Here is a 26179-nt window from a genome sequence, read left to right on the forward strand (position 1 = left end):
TTTTCGAGCGTGCGCACCTGGGTGTAGACTTGCTCGCTTTTTGCGCAAATAGAGAGTCGCAGGAATGAAGCCGTTCGCCTCCCGTTATCTGCTTGTTGCCGTGTTTTCCCTGTTCCTGGCTGCCTGCTCAAGCGCGCCGGTCGAACAGGCCACCGCGCCTGTCCAAGCTGATGCCTGGCAGCAGTTGCAACAAAACATTGCCAGCAACGAGCTGGCTACCGCTGAAGACCAGCTGGCAGCCCTGCAGGCCCAGTCGCCGGATGACGCGCGCCTGGAGCAATACCAGCGTCAGTTGGCCGAGGCCTACCTGCAACGCAGCCAGATCGTCCTGCAAAAGGGTGATGTGAATGCTGCAGCGACGGCCCTGGCCCGTGCCCGCGCACTGATGCCGCAAGCCCCGGCAGTGACCGGTGGCGATCCCCTGTCCCAGGCACGCAAGGCCGAGCTCGAAAAGGCAGAAGCTGCCTTGAAAGCCGCCGAAGCCAAGCCCAAGGCACGCATCATCGACCCGACCGCACCAAGCACTGTAGTGGCCTTGAAGACCACTGACAGCCGCGCCATGCGTCGCCAGCTCGATGACATTGCTGCCGATGTGGTGAGCTATGACTGCGAAGTGGTGTTCCAGGTGCCACGCACCGAGGATGCGCCTTGGCTCAAGACCTTGCTGGAAAAGCGCGTGCGCAAGATCGACAGCGGGTTCGATTTGAAGCAGAAGCACGAAATCCAGCGCTCGCTGCCGGCGCAGGTGGTTCTGGTACCGCATCAGCGCTGACCCGAAACCTGCGCAGTACCTGTGGGAGCGGGCGTGCCCGCGAAGAAGGCAACGCGGTGGATGGCACGGGCTTCGCCCGTGTTCGCGGGCACGCCCGCTCCCACAATGACCGCATTCTGGCTGACTCTTGTGGGGGCGGGTTTACCCGCGAAAGGGCCTTATCAGGCGGGAATTGATTCCGCGGCAGCCTCCCGCTCCCACACCCGATGCCCCTCTACCGCTTTGACAAAAGCATCCACAGTCTTCTGCTCATCCCCCAGCAACAACCCCTTGTCCTCCTTGAGCCCCAGCGCTTTGACCAAGTCCTTGGTCAACACCAGCGCCTTCAGGTGCTTGTAGCCTTCCAGCAAGAAATGCTTGGCCAACCCGCTGGCCGCAAGGGCATCCGTTGAAGCCTTGCCACCAGGCACGACAATCCCGTCGAACATGATCGATGGCATCCCCTCCATCGACGCATCCACCGGTAACTGCTTGCCATCCGCCGCCTTCACCGGCGCCGAAGTTGGCCCCAACAGCATCGGCCGAGCGCTGTGCGCCTCCAGCGCTTTCACCAGTCGGTCGACACTTGCAGCATCCACGCCATCGGCCACCAGCAGCGCAATCTTGCGCCCCTTGATGCCCACATCGCCGGGGTGGTTCATCTGGCTCAACGCCTTGGATTGCGCAGGTTTGCTGCCTTTAACCTTGATCGTTGCCTGTTTGGGGGCAGGCAGCCCCAGATTCCCGGCTACAGCTGCGGCCAGCTTCAGGTCGATGTTGGCGAGAATCTCGTTCACCTCCCGCTGGCGGATGCTCTCCCGCTCCACCTTGCCCAGTTCAAAGCTGTAGGCCTTGATGATGTGCTGCTGCTCGGTCGGGCTCATGCTCTGGAAGAACAGCCGCGCCTGCGAGAAATGATCGCCGAACGACTCGCTGCGCTGGCGAATCTTGTGCGCATCGATGCGCTCCTGATAACTCTCAAAGCCGCCATCCTGCGCCGCAGGCGGTGTTTCCTTCGGCCAGCCGCCGTCGATGGAGTTGGGTTCGTAGGCAGCGCGGCCCTTGTCGATGGTCATGCGGTGCATGGCATCGCGCTGGCTGCTGTGGTTGGGCGCTACCGGCCGGTTGATCGGGATTTCATGGAAGTTCGGCCCGCCCAGCCGGCTGATCTGGGTATCGGTGTACGAGAACAACCGCCCCTGCAACAGCGGGTCGTTGGTGAAGTCGATACCCGGCACGATATGCCCAGGGCAGAAGGCCACCTGTTCGGTTTCGGCGAAAAAGTTGTCCGGGTTGCGGTTGAGCACCATCTTGCCCAGCAGCGTCACCGGCACCAGTTCCTCGGGGATCAGCTTGGTCGGGTCAAGCAGGTCGAAGTCGAACTTGTGTTCATCGGCCTCGGGCACGATTTGCACGCCCAGCTCCCATTCCGGGTAGTCACCGGTCTCGATGGCACCCCACAGGTCACGCCGGTGGTAGTCAGCGTCCTTGCCCGCCAGCTTCTGCGCTTCGTCCCACAGCACCGAATGCACGCCTTGGCGCGGCTTCCAGTGGAACTTGACGAAACTGGCCACACCCTGTGCATTGATCAGGCGGAAAGTGTGCACGCCAAAGCCTTCCATCATGCGCAGGCTGCGCGGAATGGCGCGGTCGGACATGGCCCAGATGACCATGTGTGCCGACTCTGGCACCAGCGACACGAAGTCCCAGAAAGTATCGTGGGCCGAACCACCGGTGGGCATTTCATTCTGTGGCTCGGGCTTCACGGCATGCACAAAGTCCGGAAACTTGATGGCATCCTGGATGAAGAACACCGGCATGTTGTTGCCAACCAGGTCGAAATTACCTTCATCGGTATAGAACTTGACGGCAAAACCACGCACATCACGCACGGTGTCACCCGACCCGCGAGGCCCCTGTACGGTGGAAAAGCGCACAAACACCGGGGTGATCTTTTCCGGGTCCTGCAGGAAGCCGGCCTTGGTCAATTCGGCATGGCAACCGTAGCTCTGGAAGTAACCGTGCGCGCCGGTCCCGCGGGCATGCACGATGCGCTCGGGGATGCGCTCATGGTCGAAGTGGGTGATCTTCTCGCGCATGATGAAGTCTTCGAGCAGCGATGGCCCCCGTGCACCGGCCTTGAGGCTGTTCTGGTTGTCGGCCACCTTCACACCCTGGTTGGTGCGCAGGGCCTGGCCCGTGGCATCGCTGCGGAAGGTCTCCAGGCTCTGCAACTTGGCATTGGTATTGGCCCTGTCGGGGGTCTGGGTGCCGGCGGCCTCGCTGTGCTTGGGCGCGTCCGTTTTCTTGCTGGGCATGGTCGGCTCTCCTCATCAGTCTTCAGGCGTGCCCGTTTCGGGCTTGTTCAACTAGTGACTGGAGGCCTTTGGCGAGCGTTCAATCAGAATTACCGGTTGTCGCGATATGCCCTATGGATTGGTGCATTACGAAATAAATGCTAAGAACAGCTAAGGGAAAAGGCTAAAATGCGCGACCCCAGCTAACCGCTGACCCAAATTTCATGCGCCCCACAAGGTTCGCTACGTGATCGAGTTCCAACAGGTACATAAAACCTACCGCGTTGCCGGTAGGGAAATCCCCGCACTGAATCCGACCAGCCTGACCATCGAAGATGGCCAGGTGTTCGGCCTGATCGGCCATTCCGGCGCCGGAAAAAGCACCATGCTGCGCCTGATCAACCGCCTGGAAGAGCCTTCCGGTGGCAAGATCATCGTCGACGGCGAAGACGTCACCGCGTTCAACGCCAGCCAGCTGCGCGGCTTCCGCCAGCAGGTCGGGATGATTTTCCAGCACTTCAACCTGCTGGCCTCCAAGACCGTCGCCGACAACGTTGCCCTGCCACTGACCCTGGCCGGCGAGCTGTCGCGCAGCCAGATCGACAAGCGTGTCACCGAGCTGCTGGCCCGCGTGGGCCTTTCGGACCACGCCAAGAAGTACCCGGCGCAGCTGTCCGGTGGCCAGAAGCAGCGCGTCGGCATCGCCCGTGCGCTGTCTACCAACCCGAAGATCCTGCTGTGCGACGAGGCCACCAGTGCCCTCGACCCGCAAACCACGGCCTCGGTCCTGCAACTGCTGGCCGAGATCAACCGTGAGCTGAAGCTGACCATCGTGCTGATCACCCATGAAATGGATGTGATCCGCCGTGTCTGCGACCGCGTGGCAGTGATGGACGCCGGCGTGATCGTCGAGCAAGGCTCGGTGGCCGATGTGTTCCTGCATCCGCAGCACCCCACCACCAAACGCTTCGTCCAGGAAGACGAGCAAGTCGACGAAGGCGAGCAGCGCGACGACTTTGCCCACGTGCCGGGCCGCATCGTGCGCCTGACTTTCCAGGGCGACGCTACCTACGCGCCGCTGCTGGGCACCGTGGCCCGCGAAACCGGCGTGGACTACAGCATCCTCGCCGGGCGTATCGACCGCATCAAGGATGTCCCCTATGGCCAGCTCACACTCGCCCTGATCGGCGGGGACATGGAAGCGGCGTTCGCCCGCTTCAAGGCAGCTGATGTTCATATGGAGGTACTGCGTTGATGGACGCCCTGAATTTCTTTGCCAACGTCGACTGGGCCGAAATCTGGCTGGCCACCATCGACACCATGATCATGCTGTTCGGCTCGCTGTTCTTCACCGTGCTGCTGGGCCTGCCGCTGGGCGTGCTGCTGTTCCTCTGCGGGCCTAAGCAGATGTTCGAACAGAAGGGCGTGTATGCGCTGCTGTCGCTGGTGGTGAACATTCTGCGCTCGCTGCCGTTCATCATCCTGTTGATCGTGATGATCCCGTTCACCGTGCTGATCACCGGCACCTCGCTGGGCGTTGCCGGTGCCATCCCGCCGCTGGTCGTGGGTGCCACGCCGTTCTTCGCTCGCCTGGTGGAAACCGCCCTGCGTGAGGTGGACCGCGGCATCATCGAAGCCACCCAGTCGATGGGCGCCACCACTCGCCAGATCATCACCAGCGCCCTGCTGCCGGAGGCCCGCCCGGGTATCTTCGCGGCCATTACCGTCACCGCCATCACCCTGGTGTCGTACACCGCCATGGCCGGTGTGGTCGGCGCCGGGGGCCTGGGCGACCTGGCGATCCGCTTCGGCTACCAGCGGTTCCAGACCGATGTGATGGTAGTGACCGTGGTGCTACTGCTGGTACTGGTTCAAGTACTGCAGAGCGTGGGCGACAAACTGGTCGTGCATTTTTCCCGTAAGTAACCCCAATGGGGTCGGCCCGGCCGACCCGTTCGGGGGCCGTCGCGGCCCTCACAAGGAGTGATTGATGAAGAAGCTGCTTGCTGTTGCTGCCGCTGTCGCGGCCTTCTCGGCCCACGCCGATACCCTGACCGTTGCCGCCACCCCGGTGCCGCACGCCGAAATCCTCAACTTCGTCAAACCGCAACTGGCGAAAGAGGGCGTGGAGCTGAAGGTCAAGGAATTCACCGACTACATCCAGCCAAACGTACAGGTCGCCGAAAAGCGCCTGGACGCCAACTTCTTCCAGCACCAGCCGTACCTGGATGAGTTCAACAAGGCCAAGGGCACCCACCTGGTGAGCGTAGCCGGCGTGCACATCGAGCCGCTGGGCGTGTACTCGACCAAGATCAAGAAGCTCGACGAGCTGTCCTCCGGCGCCACCGTGGTTATCCCCAACGACGCCACCAACGGCGGCCGTGCCCTGTTGCTGCTGGACAAGGCAGGCGTGATCAAGCTCAAGGACAACAAGAACATCCTGTCCACCGTGAAGGATGTTGCCGAAAACCCGAAAAGCCTGAAGTTCCGTGAGCTGGAAGCAGCCACCATCCCGCGCGTGCTGACCCAGGTCGATGCTGCCCTGATCAACACCAACTACGCGCTGGAAGCCAAGCTGAACCCTGAGAAAGACGCGCTGGCGATCGAAGGCAGCGACTCGCCTTACGTGAACATCCTGGTTGCCCGCCCGGACAACAAGGACTCGGAAGACATGAAAAAACTGGCGGCTGCACTGCACTCGCCAGAGGTGAAGCAGTTCATCATCGAGAAGTACAAAGGCGCTGTAGTTCCGGCGTTCTAAGCCGAATATCGCGCTGGATTCTTCGCGGGGCAAGCCCGCTCCCACAGGGATATCGCCAAGCCCGAGGCTAACGGTAATCCTGTGGGAGCGGGCTTGCCCCGCGAAGCTTTTAAAGCCCCATCAATCCCGCTTCACAAGCCCGGGCAACTGCGCCACCAGCTTCTGGTTATTGAACGGCGCACGAATAAACCCGCGCTGACGCCCGTCCGGCCCCACAACCGCCAGGTTGCCGCTGTGATCCACGGTATACCCCGGCTTGCTGGTATCCGCCGGAATGAACGGAATGCTCAAGGCATTGGCCAGCTTCTGGGTATCTTCGATCGACCCCGCCACCCCCACAAAATCCTTGTCGAAATAGCCCAGGTACTGCTTCAGCTGGTTCGGCGTGTCGCGGTTCGGGTCCACGCTCACCAGCACCACCTGCAGCCGGTCGACGGCTTCCTTGGGCAACTCGCTCTTGACCTGACGCAGCTGGGCCAGGGTGGTCGGGCAGATGTCCGGGCAATAGGTGTAGCCGAAGAACAACAGCGACCACTTGCCTTTCAGGTCATCCAGCTGCACGGGCTGGCCGTCCTGGTTGGTCATGGTCACATCGGCCACGGTGCGGCTTTGCGGCAGCAGGATGATGCCCGCATCAATCAGCTCGGTAGGGTTGGGCTGGTCGCGGCCATTGAGCACCTTGTTGACGGTCAGGCCCATGATCAGCGCGACCAGGGCAACGAGGATGAAGACGGTTTTCTGGGTTCGGGTCATAGGTTCAGCAACAGGTAGTGGTCAATTAGCAACGCGATGAACAGCGCAAACAGGTAGCCGATAGAGTACTTGAAGGTGCCGATCGCCGCGTGCGGCCGGCTGCCACGGTACAACACCCAAGCCCAATGCAGGAAGCGCAGGCCCAACGCCAGGGCGCAGGCCAGGTACAGCGGGCCGCTCATGTGGATGGCATACGGCAGCAGGCTCACCGCCAGCAGAATCAGGGTGTACAGCAGGATATGCAGCTTGGTGTAGCGCTCGCCGTGGGTCACCGGCAGCATCGGGATATCGGCCTTGGCATATTCTTCCTTGCGGTGGATGGCCAGGGCCCAGAAATGCGGCGGGGTCCAGGCGAAGATGATCAGCACCAGCAGCAAGGGCTCGGCGCTGACATGGCCGCTGACCGCCACCCAGCCGAGCAGCGGCGGGGCCGCGCCGGCCAAGCCCCCTATAACGATGTTCTGTGGCGTGGCGCGCTTGAGAAAGCCAGTGTAGAGCACCGCATAACCGAGCAGGGAGGCCAGCGTCAGCCAGGCGGTGAGGGCATTGGTGAACACCAGCAGCATGGCCATGCCCAACAGCGCCAGGGCCAGGGCGAACAACAGCGCCGGCAGTGGCTCGACCCGGCCCTGGGCCAGGGGCCGTTTTTGGGTGCGGGCCATCAGCGCATCGATCCGCCGGTCCACAACATGGTTGACCACCGCCGCAGCGCCAGCGCACAGGGCGATCCCCAGGTTGCCGAACAGCAGCACACTCCAGCCGACACCCGCCCGTGTGGCCAGGAACATGCCTGCCAGCGAAGTGATCAGCATCAGTACCACCACCTTGGGCTTGGTCAGCTCCAGGTAATCGCGCCAGCTGGCCCGCCGTGCGCTCAGAAGCGTCGCCACGAGTCGTTCCTCATGTGATGGGAAATGCCCACGCCGGCCACTGGCCGCAGCCGCCAGCCCTGGCCGACACCCACGCGAACCTTGTCGACCACGCGAATGCGGTAGTTCACCAGCACCATGCTCAGCAGCAACATCGCCCCGCCGGCATTGTGCGCAACAGCCACCGCCAGCGGCAGGTGGAACACCACGTTGCTGATGCCCAGGCCCACTTGCAGGGCCAGCGCCAGCAGCACCAGCCGTGCCAGGCCGGGGAGGCTGCAGCGGTGCAGCTTCCAGCTGAGCATCAGCAGCACGCAGGTCACCAGTAACGCGCCCAGCCGGTGGCTGATGTGGATGGCCGTACGTGCATCACTGTCCAGTTGGCCGCCCAGGTAATTAGGGCCGACGTGCTGGGTCAGGTGAAAGCCATTACTGAAGTCCGCTGCCGGCCACCACTGGCCATGGCAGGTCGGTAGGTCGATACAGGCGACCGCTGCGTAGTTGGCGCTGACCCAACCGCCCAATGCGATCTGGCCGATCACCACCAACAGGGCCAACGCAGCGATCCGACGCAGACTGAGCGGCAGTTTGGGTAACGGCGCAAACGCCCGGGATAAACGCAGGGATAGCAGGAACAGCAAGCTCAACGTCGTGAAGCCTCCCAGCAAATGCGCCGTGACCACTTGCGGCCACAGCTTCAGGGTAACTGTCCACATGCCGAAAGCTGCCTGGGCCAATACCACGCCCAGCAACAGCACGGGCAGGCGATAAGGCTGGCCATCGCGGGCATGCCGGCGCACAGCCTGGAAAGCGAGCAGCGCGATCACCAAGGCCAGGGTGCCGGCGAAGTAGCGATGAACCATCTCGGCCCAGCCCTTGGCTACTTCCACCGGGTGCTCAGGGAAATGCAGCTCGGCATGGGCCAGTTGCGCTTCGCTCTTGGGCACACTGATAAAGCCATAGCAACCCGGCCAGTCGGGGCAACCGAGGCCGGCGTGGGTCAGGCGGGTATAGGCCCCAAGCAGGACGACCAGCAGTGCCAGCAGGGTGGCAAACACAGCAAGGCGAAATCCAGGTCTGGCCATGGCAGGCTCCTAGCCGATGTTGGACAGCTTGAGCAGGTGGCGCAGGTCATCCAGCACATGCTTGCCGTTGGCCTTGCCGTCGTAACGCAGCACCAGGTTGCCGTGCGGGTCGACGATCCACAGCTGCGGGCCATGTTCGCCTACCTTTTGCAGGTAGCGCGGGGCATCCAGCGGGTAGCGTTGCAGCTGCGGGTACTCGCGGCCTAGCAGCGCCTGGTAGTCGGCGCTCAACGGTTGGGCGGTGGCCAGCGCATGGCTGGCACGGCTGGCATCGCGGCCCAGGCCGACCTGGATCTGCCGGGCCAGATACACCAGGCGCTGGCAGTCCTCGGCGCAGGCTTCAGGCGCGCTGACCAGCAATTGCCAGCGCTCGTCCTGGCCGGCCACGCCAATATCGGTCCGGCTTTCGCCGTTGCCGATCATGGCGCCATGGTAGCTGCGGCCTTCCGGTACCCAGAAGTTGAGCTTGTACATGCTGGTGGCCAGGATCATCGGCCCAAGCACCACCAGCAGGATCAGCAACAGCTGCAAACGCCCGCGGGCTCTGGGTTTGCCACGTTCAGGCAGGTCCAGCGGAGTGGCGGTGGCCATGGCGTTTCTCCTTGTTGTGGTGCCAGCCGAAGTAGAGGTAGAGCAGAACCAGGGCGATCGCCAGGGCAAACCACTGCACGGCGTAACCCACGTGTTTTTCCGGGCCCATGGCAACCACCGGCCAGTCGAGGCGATAGGCTGCCGGGCCGGGCTCCAGGCGCAGTTCGTGGGCGAAACCTTCGCGACCGAGCTGCGACCATAGCTGCGCGGCGTCGATGGCGGTCAGCAGATGCGGCCATTGGCCGCCTTCAGGGTCGGGATGCAGCTGGAACGTGCTGCCGGGCGATACGTACACCGAAGCGCCCAGTGCCAATGCCTGTGAAGGGGTATCGAAATGCACCGGCACGCGGCGGTCTGGCCACGGCAGCCAGCCGCGGTTGATCAGCAGCCACTGGCCACTGGCCTGGTCATGGAAGGGCTGCAGCAGTTCGACACCCGCTTGGCCATCACGCATGCGGTTGTCCAGCAGCACGCTGTGCTCGGCGTCGAAGCGGCCATACAGGTGCACGCGGCGGAATGCGTTGTCATCAGTTGATACGAGCTGGGCCGTGGCGATCGGTGCTTCGATCCGCCGTTCGGCATAAGTGGCCAGCAGCACGCGCTTTTCCTCGGCACGGCCGAGTTGCCAACAGCCGAGCGCAATCAGCCCCGGCAGCAGCGCAAGCACTACCAGCGTTGGTACCCAGCCTGGGCGAAACGGCCTCACGGGCGCCTCGCTATACTTATCCACATCACCGCATCCCCCCGGAGTAGCGCCATGCTCAAGGCCGCGATTGTCCTGATGCTGTTGGCCACGATTGCCAGCCTGTTCAGTGGCCTGGTGTTTCTGGTCAAAGACGATGAAAACTCGACCCGCTTGCTCAAGGCACTGACCGTGCGGGTTACCCTGGCGGCGCTGACCGTCGGCCTGGTCGCTTGGGGCTTCATCAGCGGTCAGCTCGTTTCCCACGCCCCTTTCTGAAATTTTCACCTGACCCTGTGGGAGCGGGCATGCCCGCGAATGCGATGTTGAATGTACCGACGCATTCGCGGGCGCGCCCGCTCCCACAGGGTTCTCTATTCACAACACATAGACAAAGATGAACAACCCCACCCACACCACGTCGACGAAGTGCCAGTACCAGCTGGCTGCCTCGAAGCCGAAGTGTTTCTCCGGGTTGAAGTGCCCTCGCAAAATGCGCACGAACATTACGATCAGGATTATCGTGCCCAAGGTCACGTGGGCACCGTGGAAGCCGGTGAGCATGAAGAACGTCGCCCCGTAGATCCCGGAGCCCAGCGTCAGCCCCAGCTTGGTATAGGCCTCGTGGTACTCGAAGGCCTGTAGCGCAATGAAACACAGGCCCAGCAGGATAGTCAGCGCCATCCAGAATTTAAGCGGTCCGCGGTGATCACGACGCAAGGCGTGGTGGGCGATGGTGATGGTCACACTGGAGCTCACCAGCAAAATGGTGTTGATCAGCGGCAGGTGCCACGGGTCGATCACTTCCTTGGGCGGCGGGAACAGTTTCGGGTCGGGCGTGTGCAGCAGCGGCCAGGTAAATTCGAACGTCGGCCAGAGCATGTGCGCAACACCCTTGGCCCCTTCACCGCCCAGCCAGGGCCCGGCCAGCACGCGCACGTAGAACAGCGCGCCAAAGAAGGCCATGAAGAACATCACCTCAGAGAAGATGAACCAGCTCATGCCCCAGCGGAACGAGCGGTCCAGCTGCGGGCTGTACAACCCGCCACGGCTCTCCCTGACCACCGCACCGAACCAGCCGAACAACATGTAGGCCAGGAACAGTGCACCCACAAAGAAAATCAGCGGCCCGTGCGAGTCCGGGTGGCCGGCCTTCATGTCGTTGAACCAGGTGCCCAGGCCGAACACCGTGATGAACATGCCGATCGTGGCGATGATCGGCCACTTGCTCTGCGCCGGTACGTAGTAATGCTCATGACTTGCCATTGCTGTTCTCCTTCCCTTAACGGGCGCGCTGGACGTCCTGGGCCGCAACATGCGCGACCGGCGGGTGGCGAGCGGTGATGTCGAACAAGGTGTAGGCCAGTGTCAGGTGCTTCACGCTGGCCGGCAGGTCGCGGTCGACAATGAAGCGCACCGGCATTTCGATGCGTTCGCCGGGCTGCAGCACCTGCTGGGTAAAGCAGAAGCACTCGGTCTTGTGGAAGTATGCCGCGGCCTCGGCCGGGGTGATGCTGGGTATCGCCTGCGCACTCATCGGCCTGTCGGTCGGGTTATGGGCAATGAAGATCATCTGGTTAACCGCCCCCGGGTTGACCTCCAACTGGTCGGCCGTGGAGTAGAAGTCCCAGACCATGTCGCTGGCATTGGTCGACATGAACTGCACCCGTACCGAACGCGACGGGTCGCTGACCTGGCTGCCTTCGTACTGCCCGCCGGTCTTGCCGTTGATACCGAACGCCTTGCACATCACGTCGTAGATCGGCACCAGGGCGAAGCCGAAGGCGAACATCACCACCGTCAGCATCAGCAGGCGCGTTACCAGGCGTTTCAGCGACAGGCCGTTCATGGTGGGCTTCCTATTTCACTTCCGGCGGTGTCTGGAAGGTGTGGTAGGGCGCAGGCGAGGGGATCGACCACTCCAGGCCCTCGGCGCCATCCCAGGGTTTGGCCGGTGCCGGCGCGCCGCCGCGGATGCACTTGATGACAATGAACAGGAAGAAGATTTGCGTGGCGCCGAACATGAAGGCACCGATCGACGACACCATGTTGAAGTCGGCGAACTGCAGGTTGTAGTCGGGAATACGCCGCGGCATGCCGGCCAGCCCTACGAAATGCATGGGAAAGAAGGCCATGTTCATGCCGATGAACGACAGCCAGAAGTGCAGCTTGCCGAGGGTTTCGTCGTACATGTGGCCGGTCCATTTCGGCAGCCAATAGTAGGCCGAGGCAAAGATGCCGAAGATCGCCCCAGGCACCAGCACATAGTGAAAGTGCGCCACCACGAAGTAGGTATCGTGGTACTGGAAGTCCGCCGGGGCGATGGCCAGCATCAACCCGGAGAAACCGCCGATGGTGAACAGGATGACAAAGGCGATGGCGAACAGCATCGGCGTTTCGAAGGTAAGCGACCCTTCCCACATGGTGCTGACCCAGTTGAACACCTTCACCCCGGTGGGCACGGCAATCAGCATGGTGGCGTACATGAAGAACAGCTCACCGACTACCGGGATGCCGACCACGAACATGTGGTGGGCCCAGACGATGAACGAAAGGAAGGCAATCGCGCCGGTGGCGTACACCATCGAGGTATAGCCAAACAGCGGCTTGCGCGAGAACGCCGGGATGATCGAGCTGACGGCACCAAAGGCCGGCAGGATCATGATGTACACCTCGGGGTGGCCGAAGAACCAGAACACATGCTGGAACAGCACCGGGTCACCGCCGCCGGCAGCACTGAAGAAGCTGGTGCCGAAATGGATGTCCATCAGCATCATGGTCACCACGCCCGCCAGCACCGGCATCACCGCAATCAGCAGAAACGCGGTTATCAGCCAGGTCCAGACGAACAGCGGCATTTTCATCAGCGTCATGCCCGGGGCACGCAGGTTGAGAATGGTGGCGATCACGTTGATCGCGCCCATGATCGAGCTGATGCCCATCAGGTGGATGGCAAAGATGAAGAAGGTGACGCTGGCTGGCGCATACGTAGTGGACAGCGGTGCATAGAAGGTCCAGCCGAAGTTTGGCCCCCCGCCAGGGCTGAACAAAGTCGAGACCAGCAGCAGGAACGCCGCCGGCAGCAACCAGAAGCTGAAGTTGTTCATGCGCGGCAGGGCCATGTCGGGCGCGCCGATCATCAGCGGGATCATCCAGTTGGCCAGGCCGACGAACGCCGGCATCACCGCGCCAAACACCATGATCAGGCCGTGCATGGTGGTCATCTGGTTGAAGAACGCCGGCTCCACGATCTGTAGCCCAGGCTGGAACAGTTCGGCACGAATCACCATGGCGAACGAACCACCAAGCAAGAACATCATGAAGGCAAACCACAGGTACATGGTGCCGATGTCTTTGTGGTTGGTGGTCAGCACCCAGCGCATCAGGCCCTTGGCCGGGCCGTGCGCATGGTCATGGCCGTGGGCGTGGTCGTCGATCACTGCACTCATGTCCTGTCTCCTGCAATCCATTGATTGCCGCGAGTAACCCGGTTCACTTGGCTTCTGCCTGCTTCAGCGCCAGCACGTCCTTCGGCGTGACCATGTCGCCCTTGTTGTTGCCCCAGGCATTGCGCTCGTAGGTGACCACAGCAGCGATGTCGACTTCCGAAAGCTGCTTGCCAAAGGCGGCCATGGCGGTGCCGGGCTTGCCGTGGTAGACGATGCTCAGGTGGCCCTCTTTTGGACCGGTGGCGATCTTCGAGCCCTTGAGCGCCGGGAACATCGGCGGCAGGCCCTGGCCTTCGGCCTGGTGACAGGCCACGCAGGTGGTGTGGTAAATCTTGTCGCCACGTTCCACCAGCTCTTCCAGGGTCCATTCCTTGCTGGTCAGCTCTTTGAGCTTGGCGGCCTCAGCCTTGCGCTCGCCGAGCCAGGTGTCGTAGTCAGCCTTGGATTTGACCTCGACCACCACCGGCATGAAGCCGTGGTCCTTGCCGCACAGCTCGGTGCACTGGCCGCGGTAGATGCCGGGCTTTTCGACACGGGTCCAGGCTTCGTTGACGAAGCCCGGGATGGCATCACGCTTGACCGCGAAGGCCGGTACCCACCAGGAGTGGATCACATCGGCGGCAGTCACCAGGAAGCGCACTTTGGCACCCACAGGCAGCACCAGCGGCTGGTCGACTTCGAGCAGGTAGTGCTCGTCCTTGGGGGCCTTGTTGTGAATCTGGTCGGCGGGGGTGGCCAGGTTGCTGAAGAACTCCACGTCCTGGCCCAGGTATTTGTAATGCCACTTCCACTGGTAGCCGGTGACCTGGATGTCGATGTCCGACTCACTGGCGTCGTAGATGTCGATCAGGGTCTTGGTGGCCGGGATGGCCATGACCACCAGGATCAGGAAGGGCACCACGGTCCACATGATTTCCACCCAGGTATGCTCGTGGAAATGCGCGGCCTGCTGGCCTGTGGAGCGGCGATGGACGACCATTGACCAGAACATCGCGCCAAACACCACGATGCCGATGATCACGCAGATCCAGAAGATGGTCATGTGCAGGTCGAAGACGGCGTTGGAGACTTCCGTCGCCCCCGGGTGCATGTTCACGGTCCAGGCGGCGTTGGCCTGACCAAAAACCGACCACAACAGGAGGCCCATCCAGACATGTGGATGTCGCATCATTGCGGGTTCCCCTTCTAATTCTTGTTGTCCCGGAGGCGTGGCCTGCGGCAAGAGGGAACGGCGGTCAAGACTGCCTGGCTTCGACGACCGAGCCCCTGCAAAAGCAGTCGGGCCTCATCAACGAATCACGTTCAACCCGAGTATAGACAGCGACCAAAGGCACGCAATGAAGCCTGTGAAATGAACTTCACTAAATGGCCAGATGCGTTGAAAACCGTGCGCTTGATAGGGTGTGGCGCAATAATGGCAGTCCGATATGCCGCAACATGCACACGTTTGCGCGACTTATAACAAATGCGTCTTAGGTATGCTGTATACCGAGCTACCTTAGTGTCTTCCGTTTGAAACGTAATGTCCCTGGAGTTGTCATGAACATCGCTGCTGTACGCGAGCAGGTAAGCCAAGCCCATCAACACGAAGGCCAGACCGGCCAATTGAAAGCGCGTCTCGAGCTGCAACTGCCCCATCTGCACCCCTCGATCCAACTGCCTGAGCAGGACGCCCAGGGTACTTTGGCGCGCTTCGTCAGCGCCTACATCGACCAGGTTCCGGAACTGCTGGAGGCCGCGCACGAGGTCGCCATCGAGGCCGGGATCGAGTCGCAGATCAAACCTGTACTGAAAATTGCCGAGGCCTACTTTCTGCAGCCGCCCGAGGTGATGGACGGGCATGTTGGCCTGGACTGCCTGCTGGATGAGGCATACCTGGCGCATCGCCTGGTGGAGGAGGTGAATGACCTGTATATCCGCCACTTCCAGCAGCCGCTGATCCCTGTCGACACCACCGTCGCCAACCTGATTGCCCACCAGTTGATTGGCGAAGAATTTGCCAACCAGCTGGATGAAGTGGTGCACCACTCGGTGGATGAGATGCTCAATGACGCAAGCTTTGCGGTGGAATCGGTGGAAGCCTACCGCGAGAAGCTGAGTAGCCCGGCAACTGGTGAGGCATGGAAACGCTGGCCTTGCCTGTCGCGCCAGCTGGGTGTCGAGCTGGGTCAACCGGCCTGATATTCCTGCACCGGCCTCTTCGCGGGCACGCCCGCTCCCACAAGGACCGCACAGCATCTGAATTATGTGCGGTCCCTGTGGGAGCGGGCGTGCCCGCGAAGAGGCCAGTTCAGGCAATACAAAACTTCAGCTTCAGGCCCCAACCCCCGCCGTAGTCCGCAACCGCCCCTCGATCCGCCGCTTCAACCGCCGCTGCTCGATCAACAACCGCGACCCGTTTGCAGCATTACTTCGGTGCCAATCCTCCAGCAACTCAAGGCACGAGTGGTCGATATAGCTCAAGTTACCCAGCGGCACATGCAACGTGGTCCCTGCTGGCACGCCATCAAGCACCTGGGTCAGCGCCGGTACCTTGAGGAACGTCGCCGCACCGCTGAGCCGCAGCTCCATGTGCCCAAGCTTTTCCAGGTTCACCAGGTTGATCTTCAGCCGCGCCGCCTTGAACGCCAGCTTCAGCAAGGTCAGCGCAAAGCCCAGCAGCACGCCGGTCAGCAGGTCGGTGAAGATGATCGCCAACGCCGTCGCCGCATAAGTGAACATCGGCATGCGGCCATAACGGCCCAGGCCACGGAACGCTTTGAAGTCAACCAGCTTGATCCCGGTAAACACCAGCACACCCGCCAGGCTCGCCACCGGAATCTGCTGCAGCACGCTGCTCAGCACCACCACGAAAGCCAACAGCCACAGGCCGTGGAAGATTGCCGATGCCCGCGTCTGCGCCCCAGCCTGTACGTTGGCCGAACTGCGCACGATCACGCCCGTCATCGGCAGCGCACCCAGTACCCCACAGAGCATGTTGCCAATACCTTGCGCGGACAGTTCACGGTCGAAGTCCGAACGCTGGCCACTGTGCATGCGGTCTACGGCCGCGGCCGACAGCAAAGTTTCGGCGCTGGCAATGAAGGCCAGGGCAAAGGCGGCGACCAGCAAGGTAGGGTCGGCCAGTTGCATCAGGTCATCCGGGCGGATCCAGTCGATGGCCTCGGACAGGTCTGCCGGCACCTGCACGCGGTTTACCGGCAAGGCCAGCCACATACTGGTGACCGTCATGGCTGCAACACCCAGCAGGGCGCCAGGGACGAAGCGCAGCCGCTGCGGCCGCAAGCGCTCCCAACCCCACATGATGGCAATGGTGCCAAGGCCCAGCGCACCGGCCATCCAGCCGGAGCCTGTGCTTTCCTGTGGCAGGGCTGCGGCAACCGTGGACGGGAACTCCAGCAGGTTCTGCAAACCGGAAGGCTGCGGCGCCGTATCGAACATCACATGCACCTGCGACAACACGATCAGCACACCAATCCCCGCCAGCATGCCGTAAACCACAGCTGGCGCAGTGACGCGGAACCAGCAACCCAGGCGCAGGCGCCCTGCCAGCAGCTGCAGCAGCCCGGCCAGCAACAGGATCGGCCCGAGCATGGCCATGCCATGCTGGCGCACCAGCTCGAACACCAGAACTGCCAGGCCAGCGGCCGGGCCACTGACCTGCAACGGCGAACCGGCGAGGAAACCCACCACAATGCCGCCGATAATGCCGGTAATCAGGCCTTTTGCCGGCGGCATACCCGAGGCAATCGCGATACCCATGCACAATGGCAGCGCCACCAGAAAGACCACCACCGACGCCAGCAACTCACGCGGCAGGGCCGCTTTCAACTGTGTAATGTTCACCGTATTTCTCCTTTCTTTGTCGCACGGCCATGTCCCTGGCCGTGGGCACGTTTGCCCCTGACAAGCGCGCAGGCGCGGGCCGCCAGCAGGAGTGCCGGCAAGGCAGTCAGGGAATTCAAGGCAGCAGAAGGCCGCGCCACACCCCTACAGGGTGCAGCCGGCTATCAAGGTTCTAGCGTTGGATGGGTCGCTTAGTAGCGGCCTCTCGGAGTCGCGCAGGGGACCGGCTCGCCAGCAGCCAGGGGCAGGAAGCTGTCGCTGGCGGCGTCGTAGGCTTCGATCCTGCTGGTCTCGATGTCGTAGACCCAGCCATGGATGTACAGCTGGCCCGCAGCCAGGCGCGAGGCCACCGAAGGGTGGGTGCGCAGGTGGTGCAGCTGGGCGATGACGTTTTCCTTGGTCAGCACCTGCATCGTTTCGTGTTCACTGCCGCACGAGCAGTTGTTCTCGACCACGGTGCGAGCCACTTCGGCGTGGCGCAACCAGGCACCGACCGTGGGCATCTTGTCCAGCGAGTGCGGGTTGAGTACCGCGCGCATCGCGCCGCAGTCGGAGTGGCCGCAGATGATGATGTGGTGCACTTTCAGTGCCAGTACGGCGTACTCGATGGCGCTGGAAACGCCGCCATTCATCTGGCCGTATGGCGGTACCACGTTACCCACGTTACGGGTCACGAACAGGTCGCCTGGCGAGCTCTGGGTGATCAGCTCGGGGACGATACGCGAGTCGGCGCAGGTGATGAACATGGCGCGCGGTGTTTGCGCAGTGGCGAGCTTCTTGAACAGCTCTTGCTGATCGGGGAAGACGTCATGGTGAAAGCGCAGGAAGCCATCGACAATATGCTTCAGTGCGGCATCGGCGCTTTCCGCGGGGACCGGCGGAACGACCTTGGATGGGTCCTTGACGGGCATGATTCATCCTCTTGACGGTGTGTAGGTAAATCCATTTTACCGGTGAAAGATTCTGGCTATGCAGGGATTTAGATGACACGCACGGGCCATAGATCACAGTCGGTGTGGACTGATTTCCTACGCTAGCGGGGAAAACTTAACTGAAACTTAATTCGAAGGCTCTAGAACGGGTGTTCCAGATATAAAAGGCGGGAAATGGATAATAGCAAAAAAACATCAACTGCCAATATGTATTAGCGTAACTATTAACTCGGATTAGTCACGTTCCGGGCTGGCAATAGGCCGCTCCTAAAGGGGTCGCGTAAGCATTGGATTTAAAACAACGCCATCTGCCCACCCGGCGGGCAGAACGCAGAACAATCCAGCCCCTGCGCCTCGCGGCCTTCAAAATCCAGGCGCTTCATGGTTTTGGCAAAGCGCTGCGCCAGCAAATCGGCAAACACCCCTTCACCGCGCATGCGCGCACCAAACCGGCTGTCATAGAGTTCGCCGCCGCGGCTCTGGCGGATCAGGCTCAATACATGCGCCGCCCGCTGCGGGTAGTGGTCGTTCAGCCACTGTTCGAACAGCGGTGCCACCTCCAGCGGCAGGCGCAACATCATGTAGGCCGCGCTTTGTGCGCCTGCCTCCTTGGCCGCCTCCAGCAAACGCTCCAGCTCACTGTCGTTGATCATTGGAATCATCGGCGAACACAGCACCCCCACCGGCACGCCCGCTTCGCGCAATACGCGGATGGCCCGCAACCGCGCACCGGGTGACGCAGCGCGGGGTTCGAGTACCCGCTTGAGGTCATCGTCCAGCGTGGTCAGGCTGATCATCACCCGCGCCAAGCGCTGCTTGGCCATCTCGGCCAGCAAATCGAGATCGCGCAACACCAGCGAGCCCTTGGTCACGATGGTCACCGGGTGCCGAAAACGCAGCAACACTTCCAGCAAACGCCGGGTCAGCATCTGCTCGCGCTCGATCGGCTGGTAGGGGTCGGTATTGGAGCCCAGGTTGATCGGCGCGCACACGTAACCCGGCTTGCTCAGCTGTTGGGCGAGCACTTCGGCGGCATTGGTCTTGGCGATCAGCTTGGTTTCGAAGTCCAGGCCGGGGGAGAGGTCCCAATAGGCATGGGAGGGGCGGGCATAGCAGTAAATGCAGCCATGTTCGCAGCCGCGATAGGGGTTTATAGAGCGATCAAAAGGTAAATCAGGCGAGGTGTTGCGGCTGATGACCGACTTCGCCGTCTCGCTGCGCACTTCTGTGCCCTGGGTCTGCGGCACTTCCTGATACCAGCCGTCGTCCTCCATCACAGAATGGTTCGGGGCAAAACGATTGTGAGGGTTGTGTGCCGTGCCACGGCCCTTTAGCGGTGCTGGGGGATTCATGGCTGCTCCGGATACTGTATTTACATACAGTATCGCAACAACCTTGAATCCACCAGCGCCTCTGGTCCGGCAGCCTGCCCTTACTCTGCCGGCTTCTTCAGCTTCGGATTAGGGAAGAACTGCACCGTCTGTACCTTGGCAGGTGCGGCCTTGGGTGCCAGGTGGTTGACCCGGGTGCCAAGCTCCTTGGGCACCGACAGGCCCTGCTCGTTGAGGGTGTCGGTGAAGCCACAGGCCACACACTCACGGTGCGGGGTGTCGTCTTCGCTCCACATCATCAGCTTGTCAGGCTCGCTGCATGCCGGGCATACCGCCCCGGCAATGAAGCGCTTCTTGGTCTTGTTCACAGCAACCTCGCTCATGCCGCAGCGCTCTCGGTGAGGCCACTGTGGCGCAGCAACGCATCGATGGAAGGCTCACGCCCACGGAAGTCGACAAACAGCTCCATGGGTTCACGCGAACCACCGCGGGCCAGGATCGCCTCACGGAACGCGCGGCCGGTTTCGGCATTCAGCACGCCTTCTTCCTCAAAACGCGAGAAGGCGTCTGCCGACAGCACCTCGGCCCACTTGTAGCTGTAGTAACCCGCCGCATAACCGCCAGCGAAGATGTGCGCAAAGCTGTTAGGGAAGCGGTTGTAGGCCGGTGGGCGCATGACCGATACCTCGTCGCGAACGCCTTCTAGCACCTGCAACACACTGCGGCCGTCACCATGGGTGGCATGCAGTTCGAAGTCGAACAGCGAGAATTCCAGCTGGCGCACCATCATCATGCCCGACTGGAAGTTTTTCGCCGCCAACATCTTGTCCAGCAAATCCTGGGGCAGGGCGGCGCCGGTTTCGTAATGGCCGGAGATCAATGCCAGGCCTTCCGGCTCCCAGCACCAGTTTTCCATGAACTGGCTTGGCAGTTCGACCGCGTCCCACGCCACGCCGTTGATACCGGATACACCGGCATGCTCGATGCGGGTCAGCATATGGTGCAGGCCGTGGCCGAATTCGTGGAACAGGGTGGTGACTTCGTCGTGCGTCAGCAGCGCAGGCTTGCCGGGCGCAGCCGGGGTGAAGTTGCACACCAGGTTGGCCACCGGGCTCTGCAGCTGGCCACCGGCCGTGCGGCGGCGGTCTCGGGCGCCGTCCATCCAGGCACCGCCACGCTTGTTTGCGCGGGCGTACAGGTCGAAGAAGAAGCGGCCGACGTGCTGGCCGTTTTCCTTGATCTCGAACAGGCGTACATCCGGATGCCAGCTGTCGAAACCCTTGAGCTCGGCGATTTCGATGCCGTAAAGGCGCTGCACGATGCTGAACAAGCCACCCAGCACCTTGTCGATCGGGAAGTAGGCGCGCAGGGCTTCCTGCGACACGCTGTAGCGCTGCTCGCGCAGCTTCTCGCCAAAGTAGCCGGCGTCCCAGCTGGCCAGTTCAGGGCAGCCTTGCTCAGCAGCGTAGGCCTTCAACTGCTCCAGATCCTGGGCGGCAAACGGCTTGGAACGCTTGGCCAGGTCACGCAGGAAGCTCAGCACCTGGTCGCTGGACTCGGCCATCTTGGTGGCCAGGCTCAGCTCGGCGTAGTTCTTGTAGCCCAGCAGTTCGGCCAGCTCCTGGCGCAGGCCAAGGATTTCCTGCATCACCGGGCCATTGTCGTTCTGGCCGGCGTTGGGGCCCTGGTCCGAAGCGCGGGTGCAGTAGGCGGCATACAGCTCTTCACGCAGGGCGCGGTCGCTGGCGTAGGTCATCACCGCGTAGTAGCTGGGGAATTCCAGTGTAATCAGCCAACCGTCGAGGCCCTTGGCCTGGGCAGCGGCCGCCATCTGCGCCTTGGCCGAGTCGGTCAGGCCGGCCAGTGCAGCTTCATCGGTAACGTGCTTGGTCCAGGCCTGGGTGGCGTCGAGCAATTGGTTGGAGAAGCGGCTGCCCAGCTCGCTGAGCTTGCTTTGCACTTCGGCGTAGCGCTGCTGCTTGTCCGCCGACAGGTCGATACCCGACAGACGGAAGTCACGCAGGGCGTGCTCGAGAATCGTCTTTTGTGCCACATCGAAACCGGCGGCTTCAGGGCTGTTGATCAACGCCTGGTAGGCGTCGAACAGCGCACGGTTCTGGCCCAGTTCGGTAGAGTAGGCGCTCAGCGCCGGCAGGCACGACTCGTAGGCCTCACGCAGCTCGGCGCTGTTGCACACCGCATTGAGGTGGCTGACCGGGCTCCAGGCAGCGCCCAGGCGGTCGTTCAGTTCGTCCATCGCCAGCACCAGGCCAGCCCAGGTAGGGGCCTTGCCGTGCTTTTCGAGGATCTCGGCAATGGCTTTACGGTTGTCGGCCAGGATAGCTTCGATCGCCGGCAACACGTGTTCGGCACGGATTTGCGAGAAGGGCGGCAGATCGTGGGATTGCAGAAGCGGGTTGTTCGCAGTCACGGTTTGGATACCTTGGCAGAAGAAACACTGCCCCATCTTAATTACAATCGACGCCGACCGCAGCAGGCAGCCTGCCTATCGGCACAGATGAGAGACGCTATCATGGCCATCCGAAGCTTCCAGCAACACACTCCGAAAGTTGGACTGCGTGCCTTCGTCGACCGTTCGGCGGTGGTGCTGGGCGACGTGGAGATCGGTGAAGACAGCTCGATCTGGCCCATGACCGTGGTGCGCGGTGACATGCACCGCATCCGCATCGGTGAGCGCACCAGCGTGCAGGACGCCAGCGTGCTGCACATCACCCACGCCGGCCCGTTCAACCCGGACGGCTTCCCGCTGATCATCGGCGACGAGGTGACCATCGGCCACAAAGTGATGCTGCATGGCTGCACGCTGGGTAACCGCATTCTGGTCGGCATGGGCAGCACAATCATGGATGGCGCCATCGTCGAGGACGAAGTGATCATCGGTGCCGGCAGCCTGGTACCACCGGGCAAGCGCCTGGTCAGTGGTTACCTGTACATGGGCAGCCCGGTGAAACAGGCCCGGCTGCTGAACGACAAAGAGCGCGCGTTCTTCTCCTACAGCGCCGGCAACTACGTGAAGCTCAAGGACCAGCACCTGGCCGAAGGCTACGACCAACCGGAATAAACCCGATTAACGAGACGAACATGCATCAGCAAAACATTCTCTTCGACCTCGACGGTACCCTGACAGACCCGCGCCTGGGTATCACCCGCTCGATCCAGTATGCATTGGCCAAGCTGGGCATCGACGAGCCAGACCTGGCCCGCCTCGAGCATTTCATCGGCCCACCCCTGCTGCAAGCCTTCATGCAGTTCTACAGCTTCGACGAAGCCAAGGCCTGGGAGGCGGTCAACTTCTACCGGGAGCGCTTCCGCGTCACCGGGCTGTACGAAAACCTGGTGTTCCAGGGCGTGCCGGAGTTGCTCGAAGCCCTGAACGGGCAGGGCCGCACGCTGTACATCGCTACCTCCAAGCCCTGGGAGTTCGCCCGCGAAATCGCCCGGCACTTTGCCTTCGACCAGCACTTCAAGGTGATCTATGGCAGCGAACTGGACGGCACGCGTACCAACAAGGTCGAGCTGATTCGCCATTTGCTGGATGAAGAAGGGCTGGACCCGGCGCAGACATTGATGATCGGTGATCGCAAGCACGACCTGATCGGTGCCCGCAGCAATGGCTTGCAGGCCGTGGCGGTGGGGTATGGGTTTGGTAGCCAGGAAGAGTTGATGGCCGAACAACCGGCTTTCCACTTTGCGACCCTGGCCGAGATGCATCAGGCATTTCTCAAGGCTTGATGGCCATGGGGGCTGCTTTGCAGCCCATCGCCGGCAAGCCAGCTCCCACAGGTCCTGCAACAATTTCAAACCTTGTGCAGCCCCTGTGGGAGTTGGCTTGCCGACGATGGGCCGCAAAGCGGCCCCAAAATCTCACGAGTTGACCATCAACTTCTGCAACGCCGCCTTCCTGTCAGCAATCGGCAACCTTCCCAATTGCTCAACCCGCTGATAAAACCGCTCCCAATCCCCGTCAACCTCCCGAAACACCGCCGCAAACGCCGGTACCCACTGGTCATACAGCCCAAACGGCAATAACTTGGCGTTGTTCAAAGGCCCATACACCCAGGCGTCATAGCGCTTGTCACCGCCCCACTGGTCGTCGCGAACCTGCCGGTACTCCCGCCTCAGCCGCTCGAACTCCGCCCGCTTGGCCAGCCGTTTGTGCGCATCATCCAGCGGCCCGGCATAAATCGCCTGCAATCGCTCACGGCTGGCCAGCACCAGCCGGATGAACTGATCACGCTGCTGCCCCTGATCCTCGCCAACGGCATTCAGCCCCCGCGCCACGCGCCATTGCCGGGTGCCTTCCTGCTCGACGAACGAAGCAAACGACTCGTTGAACTCGGTATCGTCCTGAACATAGAAGCGCTGGTGAGCCAGCTCATGGAAAATCAGCGTGGCCAGGCGCTCGTCGCCCCAACCGACCATTGACGACAGGATCGGGTCGTCGAACCAGCCAAGGGTCGAATAAGCCTCCACGCCCCCCAGATACACATCCAGGCCCTTCTGGCGCATCAACGCCGCCGCCCCGCGTGCCGCGCCTTGCTGGTAATAGCCGCGATAAGCCACGCACCCCGCGACCGGGAAACAGTGCGTCACCGGCTGCAATGACAACTCCGGCGTGGCGAACACATTCCACACCACATAAGGCCGGCCAATGTCGGCATAAACCCGGTAACTACGGTTATCCGGCAGCTTCAGCTGCTGGCTGGCGAACACCCGCGCCTGCTCGGCGTGCGCCAGGCGCGCGCGTAATTGCGGGGACGTGGCCGGGTCGGCCACCACCTGCGCTACAGGCTGGCGTGCACGCAGCAGCTGCAACTGGCCTTCCGCCAGCTGCCCATAGTAGGCCGCGCTGCTGCAACCGTTCAGCAGGAGCGCCGCCAGCAGGGGAACAAAACGGATGAAAACGCGGTCGAGTGCCCCAGGGCCTGAGCGCTGTATAAGAAAAAGTCGAAGCATCCGCAACTGTCTGACTCGCTCAAGGCCAATTCGCTCCAAGACTATCTCGCCAAGGGGGAGTTTCGCCATGCGTGCATTGTGGGTTGCCGGTTCACTGTTGCTGATATCCGCCTGTTCCACGTTGCCAGACCCGGACCCGAACCAGGCCTGGATCGACCTCACCCCCTACGACAACACCTCGCTGGACGCCGTGCAGGTAGATGAGCGTGACTGGGCAGAAAGCCGCTATTTCGAAGTACAGCCCGGTAGCCACGAGCTGACCGTGCGCTACCAGTTCCCGGTCACTCCCAGCAACATTGGCCCAGTCGACGAGCCGTTGTGGCGCGATTGCCAGGTCAAGCTGACCTTCAAGGACTTCAGCGCCGGCCAGCGCTACCAGCTGCAGGCCGGCAGCATTGGCTTCCGCCCCTGGATCAAACTGTACGACCACCAGCAAAAACTGCTTGGCCAAGGCCTGCCAGCGGGCTGTCAGCGCACCTGAACACCGCAAACGGCGCTATGCTTAGACCTTGTAAATCGCAAGTGGGAGTTTTGCCATGCGCCAGCCCATGATGCTGATCGCCCTCAGTGCACTGGGGGCTTGCGCCAGCCCCTTGCCCCCCGTCGACCCCAAGCAGGCCTGGGTCGATCTCTACACCATGACTCCCGGCCGGGTGATCATGGCCGACCGCCTCGATGGCAAACGCCTGGATGACGGCCGTTACTTCCAGGTAACGCCGGGCAAGCACGAATTGGTGGTGCGCTTCGATTATGAAATCTATTCGGGCGGCATCATGTCCGAGCCCAGGGACCGAACCTGCTACCTGACCGTGCGCTTTGACGGCTTCAAAGCTGGCGAACGTTATCGCCTGGAAGCACGGGCGCCAGTGATGGAGCCGCAGGTGCTGCTATATGACGCCAGCCGCAAGGTGCTGGTGAACGAGCCTAGCGACGTGTTCTGCATTCCGTGAACAGGGGGCGCGTAGCGACCCCTGTACGGGTGCCTACCGATCATTCTTTTGGTAAATGATCTTCTTCGTGCCGCCATCGCAGGTCCCGACGACCATGTTCTGGTCCTTGACCTCATTGTTGGGCACGATCTCCAGGGTGTAGGACGGCACACCCTGAGCCTGGATCTTTGCCTCGATCTCGGCTTTCAGCTCTTCGCACGGCTTGACCGCCGCCAACGTGGAGGTGGCGACCAGGGAAGCCAACACGGCGATTGCTACGCGAATCATGGAACGGCTCCTGAAAAGGCAGCGTGCTGCCGACGCTGTTTAGACTACAGCAAACCGCTGCCGTTGCGCCGCTTCAGCCCACCAGCGCTGCATCCAGGCTGATTTTCGCGTTCAGCACCTTGGACACCGGGCACCCTTCCTTGGCCTTGTTGGCAATTTCCAGGAACTGCGCTTCGCTCGCCCCGGGCACCTTCGCCCTGAGCACCAGGTGCACGGCAGTGATAGCAAAACCATCAGGCAGCTTGTCGAGCGTCACCTCGGCGGCGGTGTCGATCCGGTCCGCTGTCAGGCCTGCTTCACCCAGCATCATCGACAACGCCATCGAGAAGCAGCCGGCATGCGCCGCGCCAATCAGCTCCTCCGGGTTGGTCCCGGGCGTGCCCTCGAAACGGGTGTTGAAGCCATAAGGGTTCTGCTTGAGCGCGCCGCTTTCGGTAGAAAGCAGGCCCTTGCCGTCCTTCAGGCCACCTTGCCAAATCGCCGATGCTGTCTTTTTCATAGTGCCTCCTGGTCGTTCGGTTAGTGCTTATGGGTTCAGAGGCCAGTCACTCACGGCAAGTTCAGACCAATCGCACAGCAGACATTGAATCCTTCAAATATGCCCATACAGAGTTTAAAAGGCCTCTGGCCAACCACCT

The 26179-nt window shown here is 61.9% G+C and carries 28 protein-coding genes; 10 read left to right on the forward strand and 18 right to left on the reverse strand.

Going from position 1 to position 26179, the window contains the following annotated elements:
* The first annotated feature begins 64 nt into the window (after positions 1-64).
* Positions 65-772, forward strand: a complete 708-nt coding sequence (locus tag P0Y58_01815; GenBank protein WEK30946.1) for a hypothetical protein — start codon at positions 65-67, stop codon at positions 770-772.
* Positions 773-933: 161 nt separating this feature from the next.
* On the opposite strand, the gene katE is transcribed toward P0Y58_01815, so the two are convergent.
* Complete coding sequence (gene katE, locus P0Y58_01820; protein ID WEK30947.1) at positions 934-3069, reverse strand: catalase HPII; 2136 nt, start codon at positions 3067-3069, stop codon at positions 934-936.
* Between the two features lie 226 nt (positions 3070-3295).
* Here katE and P0Y58_01825 point away from each other — a divergent pair, with 226 nt between their 5' ends.
* The 3 genes from P0Y58_01825 to P0Y58_01835 all read left to right on the forward strand — a co-directional run bounded on the left by P0Y58_01825 (position 3296) and on the right by P0Y58_01835 (position 5809).
* The gene (locus P0Y58_01825; protein ID WEK30948.1) at positions 3296-4303 is read left to right on the forward strand and encodes a methionine ABC transporter ATP-binding protein; all 1008 of its coding nucleotides are present in this window, start codon (positions 3296-3298) and stop codon (positions 4301-4303) included.
* A complete protein-coding gene (locus P0Y58_01830) occupies positions 4303-4974 on the forward strand; it encodes an ABC transporter permease (protein WEK30949.1) in 672 nt (223 codons plus the stop codon). The genes P0Y58_01825 and P0Y58_01830 overlap by 1 nt, the downstream gene beginning before the upstream one ends.
* 64 nt (positions 4975-5038) lie before the next feature.
* Positions 5039-5809, forward strand: coding sequence for a MetQ/NlpA family ABC transporter substrate-binding protein (locus P0Y58_01835; GenBank protein ID WEK30950.1), 771 nt, complete (start codon positions 5039-5041; stop codon positions 5807-5809).
* Between the two features lie 120 nt (positions 5810-5929).
* Here the strand turns inward: P0Y58_01835 and P0Y58_01840 are convergent, their stop codons facing one another.
* Genes P0Y58_01840 through P0Y58_01860 form a run of 5 tightly spaced genes read right to left on the reverse strand, consistent with a single transcriptional unit; the run spans position 5930 to position 9813 of the window.
* The gene (locus tag P0Y58_01840; protein ID WEK30951.1) at positions 5930-6562 is read right to left on the reverse strand and encodes an SCO family protein; all 633 of its coding nucleotides are present in this window, start codon (positions 6560-6562) and stop codon (positions 5930-5932) included.
* On the reverse strand, positions 6559-7452 hold the full coding sequence (gene cyoE / locus P0Y58_01845) for a heme o synthase (protein WEK30952.1): 894 nt from the start codon (positions 7450-7452) through the stop codon (positions 6559-6561). Before cyoE ends, P0Y58_01840 begins: the two co-directional genes overlap by 4 nt.
* A complete protein-coding gene (locus P0Y58_01850) occupies positions 7437-8516 on the reverse strand; it encodes a COX15/CtaA family protein (protein WEK30953.1) in 1080 nt (359 codons plus the stop codon). The genes cyoE and P0Y58_01850 overlap by 16 nt, the downstream gene beginning before the upstream one ends.
* Before the next feature lie 9 nt (positions 8517-8525).
* Positions 8526-9107 carry a hypothetical protein gene (locus P0Y58_01855; protein WEK30954.1) on the reverse strand — a complete coding sequence of 194 codons (582 nt, stop codon included), beginning with the start codon at positions 9105-9107 and terminating at the stop codon, positions 8526-8528.
* Positions 9076-9813, reverse strand: coding sequence for an SURF1 family protein (locus P0Y58_01860; GenBank protein WEK30955.1), 738 nt, complete (start codon positions 9811-9813; stop codon positions 9076-9078). Before P0Y58_01860 ends, P0Y58_01855 begins: the two co-directional genes overlap by 32 nt.
* 51 nt (positions 9814-9864) lie before the next feature.
* On the opposite strand from P0Y58_01860, the gene P0Y58_01865 reads away from it, so the two are divergent.
* The gene (locus P0Y58_01865) at positions 9865-10068 is read left to right on the forward strand and encodes a twin transmembrane helix small protein (GenBank protein WEK30956.1); all 204 of its coding nucleotides are present in this window, start codon (positions 9865-9867) and stop codon (positions 10066-10068) included.
* A 99-nt stretch (positions 10069-10167) separates the two neighbouring features.
* Here P0Y58_01865 and P0Y58_01870 read toward each other — a convergent pair whose 3' ends face one another.
* From P0Y58_01870 to coxB, 4 genes are read right to left on the reverse strand one after another with little or no spacing between them, the layout of a single operon-like run.
* Positions 10168-11055: a cytochrome c oxidase subunit 3 gene (locus P0Y58_01870; GenBank protein WEK30957.1), complete on the reverse strand. Its 888-nt coding sequence runs from the start codon at positions 11053-11055 to the stop codon at positions 10168-10170.
* A 16-nt stretch (positions 11056-11071) separates the two neighbouring features.
* A complete protein-coding gene (locus P0Y58_01875; GenBank protein WEK30958.1) occupies positions 11072-11638 on the reverse strand; it encodes a cytochrome c oxidase assembly protein in 567 nt (188 codons plus the stop codon).
* A 10-nt stretch (positions 11639-11648) separates the two neighbouring features.
* A complete protein-coding gene (ctaD, locus tag P0Y58_01880) occupies positions 11649-13238 on the reverse strand; it encodes a cytochrome c oxidase subunit I (GenBank protein WEK30959.1) in 1590 nt (529 codons plus the stop codon).
* Positions 13239-13281: 43 nt separating this feature from the next.
* Positions 13282-14409 carry a cytochrome c oxidase subunit II gene (gene coxB / locus P0Y58_01885; GenBank protein ID WEK30960.1) on the reverse strand — a complete coding sequence of 376 codons (1128 nt, stop codon included), beginning with the start codon at positions 14407-14409 and terminating at the stop codon, positions 13282-13284.
* Positions 14410-14777: 368 nt separating this feature from the next.
* On the opposite strand from coxB, the gene P0Y58_01890 reads away from it, so the two are divergent.
* Entirely contained in the window at positions 14778-15419 is a 642-nt protein-coding gene (locus P0Y58_01890) for a hypothetical protein (protein ID WEK30961.1), read from the forward strand.
* 132 nt (positions 15420-15551) lie between these two features.
* On the opposite strand, the gene P0Y58_01895 is transcribed toward P0Y58_01890, so the two are convergent.
* The 5 genes from P0Y58_01895 to prlC all read right to left on the reverse strand — a co-directional run bounded on the left by P0Y58_01895 (position 15552) and on the right by prlC (position 21778).
* A complete protein-coding gene (locus tag P0Y58_01895; protein WEK30962.1) occupies positions 15552-17084 on the reverse strand; it encodes a SulP family inorganic anion transporter in 1533 nt (510 codons plus the stop codon).
* A gap of 191 nt (positions 17085-17275) precedes the next feature.
* Entirely contained in the window at positions 17276-17995 is a 720-nt protein-coding gene (locus P0Y58_01900; GenBank protein WEK30963.1) for a carbonic anhydrase, read from the reverse strand.
* Positions 17996-18309: 314 nt separating this feature from the next.
* The gene (locus P0Y58_01905; GenBank protein ID WEK30964.1) at positions 18310-19368 is read right to left on the reverse strand and encodes a PA0069 family radical SAM protein; all 1059 of its coding nucleotides are present in this window, start codon (positions 19366-19368) and stop codon (positions 18310-18312) included.
* Between the two features lie 80 nt (positions 19369-19448).
* A complete protein-coding gene (locus P0Y58_01910; GenBank protein ID WEK30965.1) occupies positions 19449-19730 on the reverse strand; it encodes a YheV family putative zinc ribbon protein in 282 nt (93 codons plus the stop codon).
* A complete protein-coding gene (gene prlC, locus P0Y58_01915) occupies positions 19727-21778 on the reverse strand; it encodes an oligopeptidase A (GenBank protein ID WEK30966.1) in 2052 nt (683 codons plus the stop codon). The genes P0Y58_01910 and prlC overlap by 4 nt, the downstream gene beginning before the upstream one ends.
* A 102-nt stretch (positions 21779-21880) precedes the next feature.
* Here prlC and P0Y58_01920 point away from each other — a divergent pair, with 102 nt between their 5' ends.
* Together P0Y58_01920 and P0Y58_01925 are read left to right on the forward strand one after the other, a co-directional pair.
* A complete protein-coding gene (locus tag P0Y58_01920) occupies positions 21881-22429 on the forward strand; it encodes a gamma carbonic anhydrase family protein (protein WEK30967.1) in 549 nt (182 codons plus the stop codon).
* Positions 22430-22449: 20 nt separating this feature from the next.
* Positions 22450-23100: an HAD family hydrolase gene (locus tag P0Y58_01925; GenBank protein WEK30968.1), complete on the forward strand. Its 651-nt coding sequence runs from the start codon at positions 22450-22452 to the stop codon at positions 23098-23100.
* Between the two features lie 132 nt (positions 23101-23232).
* On the opposite strand, the gene P0Y58_01930 is transcribed toward P0Y58_01925, so the two are convergent.
* Positions 23233-24306, reverse strand: a complete 1074-nt coding sequence (locus tag P0Y58_01930) for an aminopeptidase (protein WEK33256.1) — start codon at positions 24304-24306, stop codon at positions 23233-23235.
* A gap of 85 nt (positions 24307-24391) precedes the next feature.
* Here P0Y58_01930 and P0Y58_01935 point away from each other — a divergent pair, with 85 nt between their 5' ends.
* Both P0Y58_01935 and P0Y58_01940 read left to right on the forward strand, forming a co-directional pair.
* Entirely contained in the window at positions 24392-24805 is a 414-nt protein-coding gene (locus P0Y58_01935) for a hypothetical protein (GenBank protein ID WEK30969.1), read from the forward strand.
* A gap of 55 nt (positions 24806-24860) precedes the next feature.
* Positions 24861-25274 (forward strand): hypothetical protein, encoded by a 414-nt coding sequence (locus tag P0Y58_01940; GenBank protein ID WEK30970.1) that lies wholly within the window; start codon positions 24861-24863, stop codon positions 25272-25274.
* Between the two features lie 33 nt (positions 25275-25307).
* On the opposite strand, the gene P0Y58_01945 is transcribed toward P0Y58_01940, so the two are convergent.
* Complete coding sequence (locus P0Y58_01945) at positions 25308-25541, reverse strand: DUF1161 domain-containing protein (protein WEK30971.1); 234 nt, start codon at positions 25539-25541, stop codon at positions 25308-25310.
* A gap of 73 nt (positions 25542-25614) precedes the next feature.
* Complete coding sequence (locus tag P0Y58_01950) at positions 25615-26040, reverse strand: OsmC family protein (protein WEK30972.1); 426 nt, start codon at positions 26038-26040, stop codon at positions 25615-25617.
* Positions 26041-26179: the final 139 nt, after the last annotated feature.

The sequence above is a fragment of the Candidatus Pseudomonas phytovorans genome (assembly GCA_029202525.1).
GTDB classification, from domain to species: Bacteria; Pseudomonadota; Gammaproteobacteria; order Pseudomonadales; family Pseudomonadaceae; genus Aquipseudomonas; species Aquipseudomonas phytovorans.